Origin of the sequence: Janthinobacterium pasteuri, from assembly GCF_051380775.1 — a bacterium.
Taxonomy (GTDB): Bacteria; Pseudomonadota; Gammaproteobacteria; order Burkholderiales; family Burkholderiaceae_D; genus Janthinobacterium.
Window position 1 is genome coordinate 19,556 of sequence record NZ_JBNYXS010000017.1, and the last position, 15,464, is coordinate 35,019.

15 protein-coding genes are annotated in these 15,464 nt (G+C 63.7%); 7 read left to right on the forward strand and 8 right to left on the reverse strand.

Annotated elements, in window-relative coordinates:
• Entirely contained in the window at positions 1–1,560 is a 1,560-nt protein-coding gene (locus tag ACQ4WN_RS17300; RefSeq protein WP_436552656.1) for an FAD-dependent oxidoreductase, read from the reverse strand.
• A 76-nt stretch (positions 1,561–1,636) separates the two neighbouring features.
• Here ACQ4WN_RS17300 and ACQ4WN_RS17305 point away from each other — a divergent pair, with 76 nt between their 5' ends.
• From ACQ4WN_RS17305 to ACQ4WN_RS17315, 3 genes are all read left to right on the forward strand, one after another.
• Positions 1,637–2,863, forward strand: a complete 1,227-nt coding sequence (locus tag ACQ4WN_RS17305) for a citrate synthase (RefSeq protein ID WP_436552657.1) — start codon at positions 1,637–1,639, stop codon at positions 2,861–2,863.
• 54 nt (positions 2,864–2,917) lie between these two features.
• Positions 2,918–3,442, forward strand: coding sequence for a MarR family winged helix-turn-helix transcriptional regulator (locus ACQ4WN_RS17310; protein ID WP_436552658.1), 525 nt, complete (start codon positions 2,918–2,920; stop codon positions 3,440–3,442).
• A gap of 73 nt (positions 3,443–3,515) precedes the next feature.
• The gene (locus ACQ4WN_RS17315) at positions 3,516–3,968 is read left to right on the forward strand and encodes a PaaI family thioesterase (RefSeq protein ID WP_034748275.1); all 453 of its coding nucleotides are present in this window, start codon (positions 3,516–3,518) and stop codon (positions 3,966–3,968) included.
• A gap of 649 nt (positions 3,969–4,617) precedes the next feature.
• On the opposite strand, the gene ACQ4WN_RS17320 is transcribed toward ACQ4WN_RS17315, so the two are convergent.
• Positions 4,618–5,676, reverse strand: a complete 1,059-nt coding sequence (locus tag ACQ4WN_RS17320) for a tyrosine-type recombinase/integrase (RefSeq protein WP_436552659.1) — start codon at positions 5,674–5,676, stop codon at positions 4,618–4,620.
• Between the two features lie 182 nt (positions 5,677–5,858).
• Between ACQ4WN_RS17320 and ACQ4WN_RS17325 the strand changes: the two genes are divergently transcribed.
• Entirely contained in the window at positions 5,859–6,881 is a 1,023-nt protein-coding gene (locus tag ACQ4WN_RS17325; RefSeq protein WP_436552660.1) for a DNA-binding protein, read from the forward strand.
• 273 nt (positions 6,882–7,154) lie between these two features.
• Here the strand turns inward: ACQ4WN_RS17325 and ACQ4WN_RS17330 are convergent, their stop codons facing one another.
• Positions 7,155–7,718: a hypothetical protein gene (locus ACQ4WN_RS17330; RefSeq protein WP_436552661.1), complete on the reverse strand. Its 564-nt coding sequence runs from the start codon at positions 7,716–7,718 to the stop codon at positions 7,155–7,157.
• Between the two features lie 150 nt (positions 7,719–7,868).
• Positions 7,869–8,477: a hypothetical protein gene (locus tag ACQ4WN_RS17335; protein ID WP_436552662.1), complete on the reverse strand. Its 609-nt coding sequence runs from the start codon at positions 8,475–8,477 to the stop codon at positions 7,869–7,871.
• A gap of 187 nt (positions 8,478–8,664) precedes the next feature.
• Between ACQ4WN_RS17335 and ACQ4WN_RS17340 the strand changes: the two genes are divergently transcribed.
• Together ACQ4WN_RS17340 and ACQ4WN_RS17345 are read left to right on the forward strand one after the other, a co-directional pair.
• Entirely contained in the window at positions 8,665–9,597 is a 933-nt protein-coding gene (locus ACQ4WN_RS17340) for a VirK/YbjX family protein (RefSeq protein ID WP_436552663.1), read from the forward strand.
• A 123-nt stretch (positions 9,598–9,720) separates the two neighbouring features.
• Entirely contained in the window at positions 9,721–10,323 is a 603-nt protein-coding gene (locus tag ACQ4WN_RS17345; protein WP_436552664.1) for a serine hydrolase, read from the forward strand.
• Between the two features lie 59 nt (positions 10,324–10,382).
• Here the strand turns inward: ACQ4WN_RS17345 and ACQ4WN_RS17350 are convergent, their stop codons facing one another.
• The 3 genes from ACQ4WN_RS17350 to ACQ4WN_RS17360 form a co-directional block, all read right to left on the reverse strand.
• Positions 10,383–10,736, reverse strand: coding sequence for a hypothetical protein (locus ACQ4WN_RS17350; RefSeq protein ID WP_436552665.1), 354 nt, complete (start codon positions 10,734–10,736; stop codon positions 10,383–10,385).
• A complete protein-coding gene (locus ACQ4WN_RS17355; RefSeq protein ID WP_436552666.1) occupies positions 10,733–12,301 on the reverse strand; it encodes an EAL domain-containing protein in 1,569 nt (522 codons plus the stop codon). The genes ACQ4WN_RS17350 and ACQ4WN_RS17355 overlap by 4 nt, the downstream gene beginning before the upstream one ends.
• 92 nt (positions 12,302–12,393) lie before the next feature.
• Positions 12,394–13,899, reverse strand: coding sequence for an MFS transporter (locus tag ACQ4WN_RS17360; protein WP_436552667.1), 1,506 nt, complete (start codon positions 13,897–13,899; stop codon positions 12,394–12,396).
• A 63-nt stretch (positions 13,900–13,962) separates the two neighbouring features.
• Here ACQ4WN_RS17360 and ACQ4WN_RS17365 point away from each other — a divergent pair, with 63 nt between their 5' ends.
• Positions 13,963–14,859 carry a LysR family transcriptional regulator gene (locus tag ACQ4WN_RS17365; protein ID WP_436552668.1) on the forward strand — a complete coding sequence of 299 codons (897 nt, stop codon included), beginning with the start codon at positions 13,963–13,965 and terminating at the stop codon, positions 14,857–14,859.
• On the opposite strand, the gene ACQ4WN_RS17370 is transcribed toward ACQ4WN_RS17365, so the two are convergent.
• The gene (locus ACQ4WN_RS17370; protein WP_436552669.1) at positions 14,856–15,428 is read right to left on the reverse strand and encodes a helix-turn-helix domain-containing protein; all 573 of its coding nucleotides are present in this window, start codon (positions 15,426–15,428) and stop codon (positions 14,856–14,858) included. The genes ACQ4WN_RS17365 and ACQ4WN_RS17370 overlap by 4 nt on opposite strands.
• Positions 15,429–15,464: the final 36 nt, after the last annotated feature.

Consider the following 15,464-nt stretch of genomic DNA (forward strand, 5'->3'; position numbering starts at 1 on the left):
TCACGCCAGGAAACGCGCGGGCCGGCAAGCCTCCAGGGCTGACGCTGGCTCGCCAGTGACGATTTCCCCGCTGGCCAGCTGGCCCACGACGGCGGCCAGCACCACGCCCGGATGCATGGCGCATACATATGCTCCTTCCACCTGCGGCAAGTAGCCGATGATGGGCACGCCATCGGAGGGCATGGGGCGCAGGCCGATGCCTGCGAATTCCGGAGCGATGGCCTCGGTGCCCCAAAGTTCATTGCGGATGGCGCTGGCCATGCGCTGCGCCATGGCGGCGGGCTGGTTTTCCGGCGCGTCGTCCACATAGTCTTCCGCTGCCAGCAGGGTCCCGTCTTCATCTTGCCGCACTTCCATTGCATGGCTGGAAATGATGCCGCGCACCAGGCCCGGTGGTGCCTGGTAGCGCAGGAAGATGGCGGGCGAGGCGTGAATCGGCAGGCTGGCGCCCAGTTTCTGCGCCAGCGCGGTAGTACCCGTGCCTGCCGCCAATACGATCACGTCCGCCTCGATGACGCCAGTGGCCGTTTCCACGCCTGTCACCCGCCCGTCCTGGACGGTAAAACCCAGCACGGGCGTGTGCGTGCGAACGGTCGCACCGAGCGCCCGGGCCGCTGCCAGCAAGGCGTGCGTGGCGGCGACGGCATCGAGCGCGCCCTGCTCAGGCTCGTGGACGGCTTGTTGCGGCGGCTGGCGCAGCTGCGGTTCAAGCCGGGCGATGCGGGGCCGGTCTATCAACATGGATGCGGGCGACATCCGCCCATCCTGCGTGCCATACGACAAGGCCCCATGCCAGCGCACCGTCAAACCGGGCACTTGCGTTTCCAGCTGGCGCCAGGCGGCGATGGCGCCGCCGCGCAGGGCCGCGATGGGGTCAATCCCAGCGCAGGACGCGTTAATCCAGGCAAACGAGGTGCCCGTCACGCCCGAAGCAATGCCGCCCGCCTCGACCACGGTGACTTTTGCCCCCTTGCTGGCCAGCTGATACGCGAGCGACGCGCCGACGATGCCGGCACCGATGACGATGATGTGTTGGGGGGCCACCCGCAGCTCCAGCGTGTAGGCATGGCCATCGACAACGTTGCCCGCCACGATGGCGATATCGGGCACGGCAGTTCCCTGCACGAAACCGCAGCGCTCCAGCACGCGCACCGAGGCCGTATTGCCATCGATGGCGTAGGCGCACAGGCTTGCTAGCTGCCATTCGTCTTGCGCCAGGGCAATCAGGTGGCGCAGCGCCGCCGTGCCCAGGCCTTTGCCCGCTTGCTGCTGCCCGATGCGGTAGCCGACTTCGGCCACGCCTTGTTCCCGGTCAATGTCCTTGAGGTTGGCGCGCCCGATCAATTGTCCGTGCTCGTCGACGATGACGCACGGGTGCATGCGTCCCTGTTGGTGCTCGCCCAGGAATTGCGCGACGTGTGTTCGGATGCCGTCAACGCTGTAAAACTCGTCCGGGCGCGGGCCGATATGGCGCTCGAACCAGGCCCGGTTGGCTTGCTCGAATGCCAGCAGCGTGGCGGCGTCGTCCGGACGCAGGGTGCGAATGGTCAATGTGCTCATGCCGGCTCCTGGAAAAGCATGAGTCTAGTGACACGCCACCCGGCCCGTCAATCTTGATTCCATCAATCAATATAAAGTGACAAACGCTACAATGGCCGCCATGAACAACGATTTGTCCGCTCTTGACGCGGCGCGCCTGCTGGGCGTCAGCCTGCCTACCCTGTATTCGTATGTGAGCCGGGGCTTGCTCGCCTCCGTCAGCAATGGAGCGTCGCGCCGCAAGCGCTATCCGCAGGACGAGGTACTGCGCCTGGCGGCGCGCAAAAGCGATGCCAAGCGCGGTGGCCAGACGGCCGTGGCCGCCATGCATTGGGGCTTGCCCGTGCTGGAGACGCAGATTTCCCACATTCTCGATGGACGGCTGCTGTACCGCGGCTACGATGCGACGGCGCTGGCGCAGCACGCAAGCCTGGAGGCGGCTGCCAGCCTGCTGTGGGACGATGGCGCAAGCGACTATTTCCAGCCAGACGCGCCTGCCCTGCCGCAAGGGCTGGCCGGCACGCCGGACACGACGCCGCTGGCGCGCGCCATGTTGGCCATGGCCATGCTGGCATCCATGCCAGCGTCGGCGAACACGCTACAGTCGGGCCTGGCACTGATGCGCATCCTGGCCGCCGCTCTACTGCAGACGGCGCCGTCCTCCTTGCCGCTGCACCGGCAGCTGGCCAATGCGTGGAGCGCAGACGCGGACCAGACTGAATTGCTGCGCGCCGCCCTCGTGCTGCTGGCCGACCATGAGTTGAACGCGTCGACGTTTGCCGTGCGCTGCGTCGCCTCGACGGGCGCCAGCCTGCCGGCCGCGCTGGGCGCGGGCTTGGCGGCCCTGTCCGGAGACAAGCACGGCGGCGGCAGCGCAGCGGCCCGGCGTATGTTGACGCAGGCGCTGGCCGCGCCAGACGCCAAGGATGCCAGGGCAGCCAGGGCAGCCAGGGCAGCCATCGGCAAATTCTACGCGACCATCGCGCCGGAATTCGCCGGCTTCGGCCACCCGCTGTATCCGCACGGCGACCCGCGCGCCGCGTATCTGCTGGACCGCCTGTCGGCACTGTCGCACGAGCATCCGCAACTGCGCGCCATCCTGGCCATATGCGCCACGGCAGGAGAGCTGCTCGATGCCAAGCCGAACGCCGACCTGGCGCTGGCGGCCATGGAGCTGGCCTTCGGCTGGCCCGAGGGCGCGGGCATGTGCGTGTTTGCGCTGGCCCGCTCGGCCGGCTGGATAGCGCATGCTGCCGAGCAAGCCGCCAGCGCGGCCCTGATCCGTCCCCGCGCCCGTTACATCGGGCGGCACGAGCGCGACTAAGAATAGTCAGAATAGTCGCTTGATTTATTACGCATACGTAGTAGTATACTTCGCATGCGTACCAATACCTCCCCCGCCCCAGACCTTCCCGATGCCGCAGCCTGCCCGCTGGGCGAACGTTCGCCGCGCCTGTTCAACTTGCTCAACCTGGCGCGCCAGAACCTGTTCCGCTCGGCCGATGCCGTCTTTACCAGCGAACTGGGCTTTTCCGGCACGCAAGTGGTCGCCCTGTTTGCCCTGAAGGGCGAGGAAGGCTGCCAGCTGAAGGATCTGGGACGGGCGCTGCAACTGAAAAATTCCGCAGTGACGGGACTGGTGGCGCGCATGGAAGAAAACGGCCTGATCGTGCGTGGCCAGTCGGCGTTGGACGCGCGCGCCGGCACCCTGCACCTGTCGCCCAGGGGCGGCGAGGTGCTGGCCGCCGCCCTGCCCCTGCTCGACTGCTTGAATGAACAATTGAAGCAAGGTTTCAGCGCAGAAGAACTGGCCGTCGTCGCCCGGTTCCTGCTGCACGCCTCATGCCTGCGTTTTGCGCAAGATCAAGCCAACCCACAGACAAAAGCTGGGGTCAGACCCTGAGGGTCTGCCCCCGCTCATTGCCGTTGGGTTAAGCATTTTCATCCCCATTTTTTCTAGCCCACAGGAGTTACCCATGCACCCGAACGACATGACCGGCTTGCAACTGATGCAAGCTTTCGCGCAAGGTCTGTTCCCCCGGCCCGGCATTTCCAAGACCATGCCCATGGATGCGCACACGGTGGAGCACGGCCGCGTGATCTTCACGGCGACGGCGAATGAAACGCATACCAATCCCATGGGCGGCGTGCATGGCGGTTTTGCGGCCACCGTGCTCGACACGGTCACGGGCTGCGCTACGCACACAGTCTTGCCGGCCGGCGAAAGCTATGGCACGACGGACCTGAACATCAAGATGTGCCGCCCCCTGCCCTTCAACGTGACGGTCTACGCGGAAGGCAAAGTGATCAATGCGGGACGCAATCTGGTCATTTCCGAAGGCACGATCCGCGACGAGGCCGGTAAAGTGTACGCGCACGCGACAGCCACCTGCATGATCATCCGCCCCCGGGAGCAAGCGGCTGCATGATCCGCATTGGCAACATCGAGGAAGCCTGGCAGGTGCTGCAGGCATCCCGCCATGCTGCGCTTGCTGCTCCGCAATGGCTATCGGATACGCGCCGTGCAGCACTTCGGCGACCCTGACAGGGAGCGCATTCACTTCTTCAAGCTGCCGTCCTGGAACGCCTCATAAAACCATTTGTTCGTTTTTCTTGCCAAAGGAATAACGGCGTCATACACTGAGCCAGTTAGGCCGTCCGCCATCGGCCAGTAGTGATCGAGCGTTCAAACACATATTTACCGACCCGGGAGTTACCCAGTGGACAAAGCTTACTTCTTCATTGCGGGCGCATTTGCAGTGTCTGTGTTCCTGGGTCTCCGGAATACAAGAGTATGGCCTGCTGTTTGTCTCGTAGCGCTAGCACCCGCCGTACTCGCCCTTGCAGGGCTAGGCCTCCCGTCGACAAACGTGATGTTCGTTAGCATGCATCTTGTCGGCCTCATAATTTTGTATACCTTCATCGGCTTTATAGGGCTGCTGCTGGGCAAAAGCATCCAAAAGCGATTAGTCGCAATGGCGGCTAGATAGCCCTGCATACGCGTGCGTGAGCCTGGACAATGGCGGACGCCGGCACGGCCAGTATGGTGGTGGCGCATTCGTCAACCAACGGACACCCTCAGCCCACCGCCTTCTTCTTCGCCTTTAACAGGCTGCCCGCCGCATTTTCCTCGAAGCGCCCCGCCTCTTCTATATAGCCATGCACGGTGCCGTCGTGGCGCCACCCGCCCTGGCGCTTGATGGCCTGGAAATCGGCGCCTGCGCGGTGCGCGCTGGTGGCCATGCCACGGCGCAGGCTGTGACTCGATAATTCCGGCACGTAATCGAGCTCCGCCAACCTGGCACAGCCCTCCAGTATCGTGTTGATGCTGCTCGCGTGCAGCGCTTTCGCGCTCACATGGCCCCACTGATTGACGGGGCGCATGAGCGGACCTGTGCGGATGTGCGCCACGGCCAGCCAGGCGCGCAAGGCCGTGGCCGGGCAGCAGACGCCGTCGCCAAACGGGATCGCCTTGACGATGCCCTCCCCCAGTTGATCCGTTTTCGAGCGGGGCAAGGTGATCACCATGCCCTGCGGCTCCCAGCTCACGTCTTCCAGCGTCAATCCCACCAGTTCGCTGCGCCGGAAACCGCCAAAAAATCCCAGTTGCAGCAAGGCGCTGTCGCGCAGGGCCTTGACGCTACCCAGCGCGGTCAGTTTGGACACGATCATTTCCAGATCTTCCAAAGGCAACGCTTTGGCCTTCTTCTTCGGCTTGCCGTGCAGGCGGGCGATGCCGGCCAGGGTCTTGCGCACGGTGGGTGTGGACGCGGGGTCGGCAAAGCCCTGGTACACATGCCATTGCGACAGGGCCGTCAGGCGCAGGGCCAGGGTGCGCGCGTTCAGGCTGTCCGCATACGCCATCAGATAGCGGATGACGGTGGACTCGTCCGCAGGCAACGCCCCGCCCCACACCTGGAAGTGGCGGATGGCGGAGCGGTAGGTGCGGCGCGTGTTGTCCGACGTGGCGGCGGCGAGAAACGCCTGGTGGCGCGCGGCCAGCTCGGCATCGATCAGGGCGCCGTGTAACTGCGCAACGGCGATAGCGGCGTTTTTCGAAGGGGCAACACGGCGTTTCGAGAGGGGTAAATCGGGCATGGCGGCGGCGAAATCGCGGTTTTGTACTGGAAGGATCACAGGATAGCATGCAAACCACCCCCATAACACGCGATAAGCGATCTTATCGCATCTTATATTTTTCAATATTCATCAAAATTTATATCGTAATATTATCCAATATTACGTATCATGTAATACGTTACTAAATTTCTCTCATAGGTGGTTTCATGGCCCGCACCGGCATTCTGTACTCTGATGTTATGAAAGCAGCCCAAATCGTGGCTGCCGATGGGCGCAATCCCACCGTCGACAGCGTGCGCGAGGCGCTGGGCAGCACGGGCAGCAAGAGCACCATCGCGCCCCTGCTAAAACGTTGGAAGGAAGAGTTCCAGGGCGCGGCCGCCGTGAAAACGGAGGCAGGCTTGCCGGCTGAACTGATGGAAGCGATGCGCGGCGTGTACGACAAGCAGCAGCGCGACGTGGCGCAACAGCTGGAAACGGGCATGCAGCAAAACCGTGCGGAACTCGACGCAACGCTGGAAAAGCTGAAAAAGACGGAAACGGATCGGCTAACACTGACGGAGGCGCGCGCCGCCCTCACCCAGGAGTTGCGCGCCACCCAGCACGCGCTGGTGCAACTGAAGGAAGAACACCATTTTCGCGCCGTCACGCTGGCCACCTTGCATAGCGACAACGCGGGCCTGACGCAGCGCCTGGCCGACCGCAGCGAGGAAATCGCCGCCCTCAACCGCCAACTGGCGCAAGTGCGATCACAGTTCGATCATTACCAGGAAGCGGCAGCCGCGCAACGCAGCGAGGAAAGGGCGCAGACACAGCAACGGGTCAGCCGGCTGGAACAGGATAACGCGCAGTTGCAACAGCGCCTGCAAGGCCAGCAAGCGACCCTGGTGCAGCAAGACATGCGCCTGGCGCAGCTGCAAGCGGAACACGCGCACTTATCCAGCGTAGCGACGGCCGACCGCGACGCGCTGGCCACCGTGCGACCCGAGCGCGACCAGTTCGAATTTCAATACTTGCAGGCGGCTGCGTCCGCCGACGCCTTGCTGGCCAAGCTCGATACGGCCCTGCTGGCGCTGAACGACGCCAAGGTGGCGCTGGCCGCGCAAGACCGCCAGCTTGACATGCTGGCGGAAAATACACAGGCATCGCAGCAAAAAATAGAAAGCCTGGCGCAGGAGCGCGATGGCTTGTTGCGCGACAATGCCGGCATGGCGGCCAGGCTGGCCCTGCTCACGGATAGCAAGGAGAAACGTGATGCTTGAACCTGTTTATATGGAATGAGATATTACGCCCCCCCCGGACGGGCCTGGCCAGAAAACAGTGGGAGATCTTCCGGCGCCGGGAGCGACAATGCCACACGGTCACTGTTGGACTAGACAGTCATCCTGGACATCGCGGCATCGACACCCGCTACGATGCGCTAGGCGATGCCATCCGGGCGGCCCTCGCGCCGCAGCCGACGCAGGCAAGCACAGCGCTGAAGCATCACTCTCGCTCTCGGGTACAGGTGGCGGCCCCGTATCGGCCTGCCGCTGCTACAAGCGGCGGTTCAGCACGCTGTCGATATCGTGGCTAGCCAGTTCAAGCTCGACCATGCCGTCTTGCAGCCAGTAGCCGTCGCCTCCCCGTTGCAGTGCATCCATGTCAAGCTTGCCCAGCGCTGGCGGAATGGCGTCCGCTAGCAAAGCCGCCACGTCGCCCCATGCCGCATAGAAAAGTTTCAAATACCAGCCGTCGTCATGGGCAAAGGCGAGAAAGCGGCTGCGCAAGGCCAACAGCGGCGTGCGTGCGCCACGGTGGTCGAGCATCGCGGCCACGTCCGCCTCTAGGGAAGCAGGCGGCTTGCCCTGGCCATCGTTTTGCCAATCGGCCCAGGCATGGCTGCCGCAGGCAGACAGATCGTCATGCGCCAAGGCTGGCAGTTGCTGATGCGTCAAGGTCTGGTAGCTGGCAGGTTTCCTGGCCGTCCCGGCGCTGCCCTTGCGCACGACGATGCCATCCGCCTTGCCGAGGGCCGGCAAGAAATCCTTGAATTCGATGCCCGAAGCGACCAGCATGCGCTCGGCCGGCTCGTGCCAGATATACAGATAATGTCTCAAGTATTCGTTCGCTTCGGTTTGGGTGACGTAATTGCGGCCACGGCAGCGCGTATCAGCGCCTTGAACGCCGCGCCGTTGCCGGACTGTGGCCTGGCTCTGCTTTGTTCATGGCGGTGATCTCTTATCGTGGTCTGCCTCTGTCCGCCTGCCTCACTGCGCCGTATCGGCCATGCAGGCGACCAGCGAGGCAAGGAACTGGTGGCGCAGTGCCTGGTATTGCGCGTCCGTCGAAAAGTCGCGCGGATCGGCAGGCTGGTTCAGTATGTAGGCGGTGGCAACCGTGCGGCTGGCGGCGTGCAGCAGCGAATACATACTGATGATGCCTGGCGTGTGCGCGATACTGGCGTTATTCAATCCTAGCACTTCCACGCCATCGCGCGCGTCCGTTTCCAGGGGCAGCTGCGATGGTGGCTTACCCTTGGCGGCCATTTCCTGCATCTGCGCCACGATGGTCTCTCGGTCGGCGGCAAACTGGCCTTCGGCGCTGCGTTCGATCTTCAGGTTCGCGAATGGCAAGCTGCTCTTGCGGAACAGCATCAGCCGATAGCCATCGGCCGTCGATATCTGCCGTTCCCCCGCCGCCATCTTGACGACGCGCGCGGTCGCACGTGCCGGCAGGCGGTCCTGCGTTTTGAACGTGAACTCGCTGCGGTTGATGCATTGTGCCAATGGCGACAATGGATCGGCCGTGCGGTCTTGTGCCTGGGCACCCAGGGCGACAAGCAATGCTGGGATAGCTAGCAAATGGCGGCGGTGCATGAGGTATCAATCATCGAGTCAAGGTACCGCGAGCATAACTGTCCATATTGCCAGAAGGCAAATGTTTAGTTGCTATCCTCTAAATACCCATGAGGATAGCTTCTTAATATGAAATTCACCTTGCCCGCTTAGCATTCAGACTGGCAAGGCTCTCATTGTGCAGCGCCTGCCATTTTCCGGCAAAACCATGAATGACATCGCTTTAACCTTGCGCCACGGCGTCGCAGTGCCGCCCGCCGTGCCGCCACCTTCCGCCAGCGGCCACCGCCTGAAAGCGGTGCTGGGCGCCCTCTTCTTTCCTTGCCAGCGCACGCGCTGGCAAGCCTTCCTGGGCAGCATGCCTGGCATGAGCTCGCTGGCGCAGCTGCATCCTTGCTTGCGCTTCAAGATTTACCGCCCTTACGCTTCGCGCCAGCTGGGCTGCAGGGATCGCCTGGCCTTGCTGGAAGGGCATTATCGCTTCCTGTGGCAGGCGGGCGGGCGCGCGCTGGTCGAACGTGCCGCGCGCCAGCCCGTGGTGCTGGCCGCGTTCGAGGGCAAGGACGGGGCGCTGTACCGCTTGCAGCTGACGGCCATCCATGACAGCTACCGTGAAGGCGAACTGTGCCTGCACCTGACGCGCGATGGCCAGCCCCTGTACCTGGCCAGCTTTCTATTTGTGCCACGCGCCGATGGCGTCTCCTTGCAGCTGGGTGCGCTGCAAGGCTTGCGTTCGGAAGCGGGCGCGCACGCCGTGAAGGCGGCGACGCGGGCCTTGCACGGTTGCCGTCCGAAAAACCTGATAGTCGCGGCCTTGCGCGATTTTGGCGACTTTTTTGCTTGCAATAACCTGTTTTTGATCAGCAATGACAACCGTATCGCCCTGAATGCGCGCCGGCGGCGCCATATTGCCGCCGATTACGACCTGGCCTGGCAGGAATTGCATGCCTTGCGCATGCCCAACGGCAATTATCACCTGCCCTGCGCACCCTACCGGGCGCCGGACCTGGCCGACGTGCCATCAAAGAAACGCGCCGATGCGCGGCGACGTGGCGAATTGCTGTTCGGCATGGCCGCCGACATGCGCGCGCAGCTGGCGCGTTTGCTGGAAACGCCTGCGGCGAGCAACTTATCAATGTAGAAATAATGACAGAAAACTCAGGCAACCTTCATGCAATTGGCCTAAGCTCGGCATTCATCCCAGCCACCTTATCCAGGCGCTGGCGTGAACTTGCCTTTTCCATTGATCACTCGACAGGTTCCCATGACGTCACGCCTTGCCCTCCTTCCCCTTTGGTTCCTCGGCAGCACCGCCCTGGCTGCCCCCACCCTCGACGACACTGTGCGCCAGCGCGCGGAAGAAATCACGCACACGGGCTTGCACCCCAGCATCGTCATCGCCGTGATCGATGGCAAGAGCAGCGCCGTGTACGGCTTTGGCAGCGTGCATGCAGACAAGAACGCCAAGCCGGGCGCCGACACCGTCTACCAGATCGGTTCCGTCACCAAGACCATGACGGCCTTGTTGCTGGCCGACGCCGTCGTCGAGGGTAAGGTCACGCTCGCGGAACCGGTGGCGGCATTATTGCCCGGCTACACAATGCCTGCCTTCGACGGCAAGCCGATCAGCTTGCTGGACCTGGCCACGCATTATTCTGCGCTGCCGCGCCTGCCCGATAACTTCGCGCCGAAAAACCCCGCCAATCCGTATGCCGATTACACGGAAGCAAATTGGGCAAGCATGGCCTGGAAGCGGCCGGCACGGGCGTCGGTTCGGCGCCGCTGTTTGCCAGCGCGAAAGACCAGTTTTTCTTTCGCGCCATCGAGGCGGAGCTGGTCTTTACGCGCGACGCCACGGGCAAAATAGTCAGCGCCGTGCTCAAGCAGGGCGGGCAGGATGTGGTCTTGTCGCGCAAACCGTAAAACTCAAGCTGTCGGGTCCAGCATGAATTGCTCGACCCGGTCCACGAACGCCGCCTTGCTGCGCGAGCGCCATTCCCCGAGGAACACCTCGCTGCCTTTGACGGTTTTGCCGTGGCGGTCATATTCCACCTTGCCCATTTCAAGCACGAATTCGCCGTCCGGGTCGTCTTCCGGCTCGAAATGCGAGTTGAAGCAGTAAGCACTGTCGCGGGAATGGCCCCACAGCAGCAGCGCGCTGCTGAACCATTGCATGGTGTCCGGGCCTGGTTCCACCTCGAACAGAGTATTGACGGTGATGTGCCAACCGCCGGGCACGCGCAGCGGCTGCAAGGGATAGGGAAAGCGTGGCTGTTTCATGTGGACGATGGCGCGCGGCGCGCCCGATAAAAGGTGAGGAACTCGGCAGCCGGCAGCGCTTTCGCAAACAGCCAGCCCTGGCCGAATTCGACCTTGCGTTCGCGCAAATAATCGGCTTGTTGCTGCGTTTCGATGCCTTCGGCCACGATCAGCATGTTCAAGGTGCGGGCCATGGCGATGATGTGTGGCGTGACGCTGCTGGTGGCGGCGTCCGTACCGATGGTGTCGACGAAGGATTTGTCGATTTTAAGGGCATCTAGCGGCAGGTTTTGCAGGCTGGAGAGGCTGGAATAACCGGTGCCGAAGTCGTCGATGGCCACCGCATGGCCGCGCGCTCTCGCCTTTTCGATGGTGGCGCGGGCCGCTTCCACGTTGATGAAACCCCGCTCCGTGGCTTCCAGCCAGATCTGCTGCGCTTCGATGCCCGTGCCGTCCAGGGCGCGTTCGAGCACGTCGAGCACCCTGCCCGTTTCAATATCGCTGGCGCACAGGTTGATGGCGATGTGCAGTGCGCGGTCGGCCAGCAGCGCGTCGCGCATGTCGGCAATAACGCAAGCTATCACCTGGTCGGTGATGGGCAGGATCAGCTCGCTTTCCTCGGCCACGGGGATGAACAGGTCGGGCCGTATCATGCTGCCGTCGGGACGGCGCCAGCGTATCAGCGCCTCGGCGCCCACGCACGCGCCCGTGTCGAGCGCGATGAGGGGTTGATAATGGACAAAGAATTCGCGCCGCTCGATGGCGATCTTCAGTTCGCCCGTCAGGGACAGCCGGCGGCGCGACAGCCACACGACGATGCCGACGATGAATGCGGCCATCAGCAGGCCCAGCGGCAAGAGCAGCAACTGTTCGCGGCGCAGACTGTCGTTCAACTTGCTGCGCGGCTCGATCATGACGGCCGTCAAGCCATCGCGGTACAGCATCGCATGGATGCTGCCGTCGTGCGCGGCGCCGTACGCCGCTGGCTGGCCGGCGAGCAAGGCTTGCACCAGCGCCGGGTCCGGATGGTGCAAGGTGTCGAGCACGCCGCGCTTGCCGATGGCCACGGCCATCTGGATATCGCTGTCGATGATGACGTCGGAAAAGCGCACGGGATCGATCAGTACTTTATAGGCGCGATAAGACAGGCCCACCATGCGCTTGCCGCCGCTGATGACGGGGTGCAGGTTGAAATCGAGGCCCATGCCATTGTCCATCGTGAAGTCGGCGGGCGTGATGGCGATGTGCTCGTCCTCGATGCCCGTGGAGGTGCATTTGAGCAAGCCATTTTCAACATAGCCGATATCGTCGATGCTGCGCGTGGTGATGGTGATGCGGCGCAGTTGCTGGATATGCGCTTCCGAACACGGCGCCAGGTCCAGCGCATCGGCGCTGCGCAGGGCCATGCTGGCCGAGGCGATGGAACGGTGGGCGCGCTCGAGCGCGTAGCCGGCCAGCAGGCGCAGCCGTTCCTGCTCGCCCTGCTCGGCGCGCACGGACGACAGATAAAAGGCCAGGCTCAGGGGTGCGGCCACGCCGATGACTGCGACCAGCACGCTCGTGATGATAATGCGTTTTCTGCGCATACGATTACCTGTGGTAGTTATATGATTGCCATGTATTGCTCGATGGCATCATATTACATGCAGAGGCCGTGTACTTGAATATTGCTGAACAGTTACACTTTTCTCACTTTTTGCAGCGGCCGCGCCAGCACGAACACCAGCGCGGCCACCACGGCCGCCAGCCCGCCAGCCAGGTAGAGCACGCTGGCAAAGCCGTCGATGAAGGCGTGCCGCGCCGCTTCCTGCGCCACGGCCTGCATGGCGGGTGGCAGTTGGCCGAAAGCCTCGGCCGCGTTGCCGGCAACGATGCGCCCTATCATTTCAGGCGAGGCCTTCAAGCCGTGCAGCCACGCCAGTTTCTCGAACGAGGCGGCCGTGCGCATGGCCAGCACGGCACCCAGCGCGCCCACGGCCAGCACGATGCCGACAAAGCGCGTGGTGGTGCTGATGCCGGAGCCCATGCCCGTGCGCTCGCGGGGGATGCAGGCGAGGATGGCCTTCTGGGTGGTGCCGTTCAACAATCCTGCGCCCGCGCCCGTGACGATCATGCCGGCCGCCACCAGCCCATATTGCAGGCTGGCGGCGGCAAAGGCCGTGGCAACGTTGCCGATGGCGACGATCAGCAAACCCGTCACCAGGATGCCGCGGTCGTCCAGATGGTGCATGGCGCGCGGCGCCAGCCGGGACAGCACCACCATGGCGACGGCAAACGGCAGCATGGCGCAACCGGCCAGCACGGCGGAAAAGCCGAAGGCATTCTGCAAATACAGGGGCAAGAACGTCATCATCACTTGCGCGGCGATGGCGTAGCCGAACATGCCCAGCACGGCGCCGACAAACACGCGGCGGCCAAACAGGGACAAATCGACCATCGGCGCGCGCTGGCGCCGCTCTACCAGCACGAAGACGGCCAGCAGCGCGGCGCCCGCCAGAAAACGCAGCACGGTGGCATGGCTGGACCAGCCCGCCACGCTGGCGTCGATCAAGCCCCAGATGATGCAGAACAGGCCGGCGGAGAACAGCGCCGCCCCCAGCGGGTCGAAGCTGACGTTGGATGCATCCTTCGACTCTTCCACATGGCGCTTCACCAGCAGCATCAGGATGGCGACGACGGGCAGGTTCAAATAGAAAATCCAGCGCCAGTTGATGGCGCTCGTGATCAGGCCGCCCAGCAGGGGCGCCACCGTCATGGCCACGCCCATGGCCGCGCCCCACACGGACCAGGCGCGCGCCCGCTCCTTTTCCGCGTGAAAGGTGTGGCCGATGACGGCCAGCGCGGACGTCAGCAGCAGCGCCGCGCCCAGGCCCTTGATGGCGCGCGCCACGTTGAGCACGAACGGCGTCCACGCCAGGCCGCACAGCAGGGACGCCAGCGCGAACACGGCCAGGCCGAACAGCATCACCCTGCGCCGTCCCAGGCGGTCGGCGATGCTGCCGGCCGGCAGCAAAAACGAGGCGAACGCCAGCATATAGGCGCTGACTACCCATTCCACGTCGACAAAGCTGGCGTTCAGGCTGCGGGCGATCGACGGCAGGGAGACAGCCACCACGTTGGTATCGAGCATGATCAGCGCGCACACGCCCGAGCACGTATATAAAGTCCAGTTGGTATTTTTCATGCCTGTATTTTAAGCAGGCTTGTATTATTTCCTGTTATAAGACAAGCGCCATATAATTCACTCATGGTGAATATTGTCAAACACATGGAACTGCGGCACTTCCGCTGCGTGCTGGCCGTCGCGCACAGCCTGCATTTCGCGCGGGCAGCAGCCGAGCTGGGCATTTCTCCGCCCGCGCTGACCAAGCAGGTACAGGAAACGGAAAGTTTGCTCGGTACGCGCCTGTTCCAGCGCAGCAAGCGCGCCGTGGCCCTGACGGCCGCAGGCGAGTTGTTCGTACTGGAAGCGACGCGCGCGCTGGCGCAGCTGGCACAGGCGCAAGACGTGGCCCGACGGGCGGGACGGGGCGAACTGGGACGGCTGGAAATCGGCTACGTGGCTTCGGCCGCCTATTCCGGCGTGCTGCAAGACCAGTTTGCCTGCTTTCGCGCCAGCCACCCCGGCATCCATATCGGTGCGCGCGAATACGCGATGGATACCCTGCCCGGCTTGCTGGACCAGGGACGCGTGGACCTGGCCTTCGTGCGCCCGCCCCTGCACTTGCCGGACGGCATAGACAGCGTGGTCTTGCTGCGCGACCGCTTCGTGCTGGCAGTGCAAGCGGACAGCGCCCTGGCCCGGATTGACGTGGCGGTGCCGTCCGCGCTGGCGCAGCAGGCGTTCATCGTGCCGGAACAGGAATTGGGGACCCTGGAAGTGAGCCGGCGCGGCGGCTTTGCGCCGCAGGTGGTGTCGCGCCCGGGCAGCCTGGTGGCCGTGCTGACGGAAGTGTCGCTGGGCGTGGGCTGCGCCATCGTGCCCCACTCCGTGATGGCCAGCGTGCAATTGCCCGGTGTGTGCTTCCGCGAACTGGCAGCGCCGCAAATCAGCTCGGAAATCGCCGTGGCCTTCCGCCGCCATGAACAGGCGCCCGCCGTACGCGCCTTCATTGCCCAGTTGCGCGCTGTAGCATTGGCTTAGCCCCAGTTCTTCAATACGGCCACGGCATAGGTGCAAGCGCTGGCCGTTTCATTCTTGAACACGCAATCGGCCGGCGGACCCAGCTCCAGGCAATCGCCCGCGTCCAGCACGTGGCGGGTATCGCCTTCGATGAAGACGAGGCTGCCGCTGAGTGACCAGATCAGTTGCCGCCGCGCCACATAGGCGGTGGCCGGCATGGCCACCACGGCGCCCGGCGGCAAGCTGATATGCACGAGGTCGAGCGGCATGTCGGATGCGGGCGATACGTGGCGTCGCACATAGCCGCTCTGCGGGTCGACCCACACGGGTTGTTCGGCCTGGCGCAGCAAGCGCCCTGCGCGCATTTCCGCGCGGGCGATCAGTTCGGACATGCTCAGGCCGAAGGCGCCCGACAGCCGCGCCAGCAAGGTGGCCGTGGGGCTGCAGTCGCCGCGCTCCACCTTGTGCACCATCGCGCGCGACACACCCGAACGGGCCGCCAGCTGCGTCAGCGACCAGCCCAGGCTTTCCCGTTCGAGGCGCACCCTGGCGCCGATGCGCTGGTTCAATTCGTCTGGTTTAGTGGACATGGGGCGGATTCTATTCTTATTCTATTGGACAAGGCG

Coding starts and splice junctions, on each gene's coding strand:
- ACQ4WN_RS17325 (WP_436552660.1), top strand. CDS start 5,859: ATGAAAGCAGCCCAAATCGTGGCTGCCGATGGGCGCAATCCCACCGTC.
- ACQ4WN_RS17315 (WP_034748275.1), top strand. CDS start 3,516: ATGCACCCGAACGACATGACCGGCTTGCAACTGATGCAAGCTTTCGCG.
- ACQ4WN_RS17350 (WP_436552665.1), bottom strand. CDS start 10,736: ATGAAACAGCCACGCTTTCCCTATCCCTTGCAGCCGCTGCGCGTGCCC.
- ACQ4WN_RS17345 (WP_436552664.1), top strand. CDS start 9,721: ATGACGTCACGCCTTGCCCTCCTTCCCCTTTGGTTCCTCGGCAGCACC.
- ACQ4WN_RS17340 (WP_436552663.1), top strand. CDS start 8,665: ATGAATGACATCGCTTTAACCTTGCGCCACGGCGTCGCAGTGCCGCCC.
- ACQ4WN_RS17370 (WP_436552669.1), bottom strand. CDS start 15,428: ATGTCCACTAAACCAGACGAATTGAACCAGCGCATCGGCGCCAGGGTG.
- ACQ4WN_RS17310 (WP_436552658.1), top strand. CDS start 2,918: ATGCGTACCAATACCTCCCCCGCCCCAGACCTTCCCGATGCCGCAGCC.
- ACQ4WN_RS17335 (WP_436552662.1), bottom strand. CDS start 8,477: ATGCACCGCCGCCATTTGCTAGCTATCCCAGCATTGCTTGTCGCCCTG.
- ACQ4WN_RS17360 (WP_436552667.1), bottom strand. CDS start 13,899: ATGAAAAATACCAACTGGACTTTATATACGTGCTCGGGCGTGTGCGCG.
- ACQ4WN_RS17365 (WP_436552668.1), top strand. CDS start 13,963: ATGGTGAATATTGTCAAACACATGGAACTGCGGCACTTCCGCTGCGTG.
- ACQ4WN_RS17300 (WP_436552656.1), bottom strand. CDS start 1,560: ATGAGCACATTGACCATTCGCACCCTGCGTCCGGACGACGCCGCCACG.
- ACQ4WN_RS17355 (WP_436552666.1), bottom strand. CDS start 12,301: ATGCGCAGAAAACGCATTATCATCACGAGCGTGCTGGTCGCAGTCATC.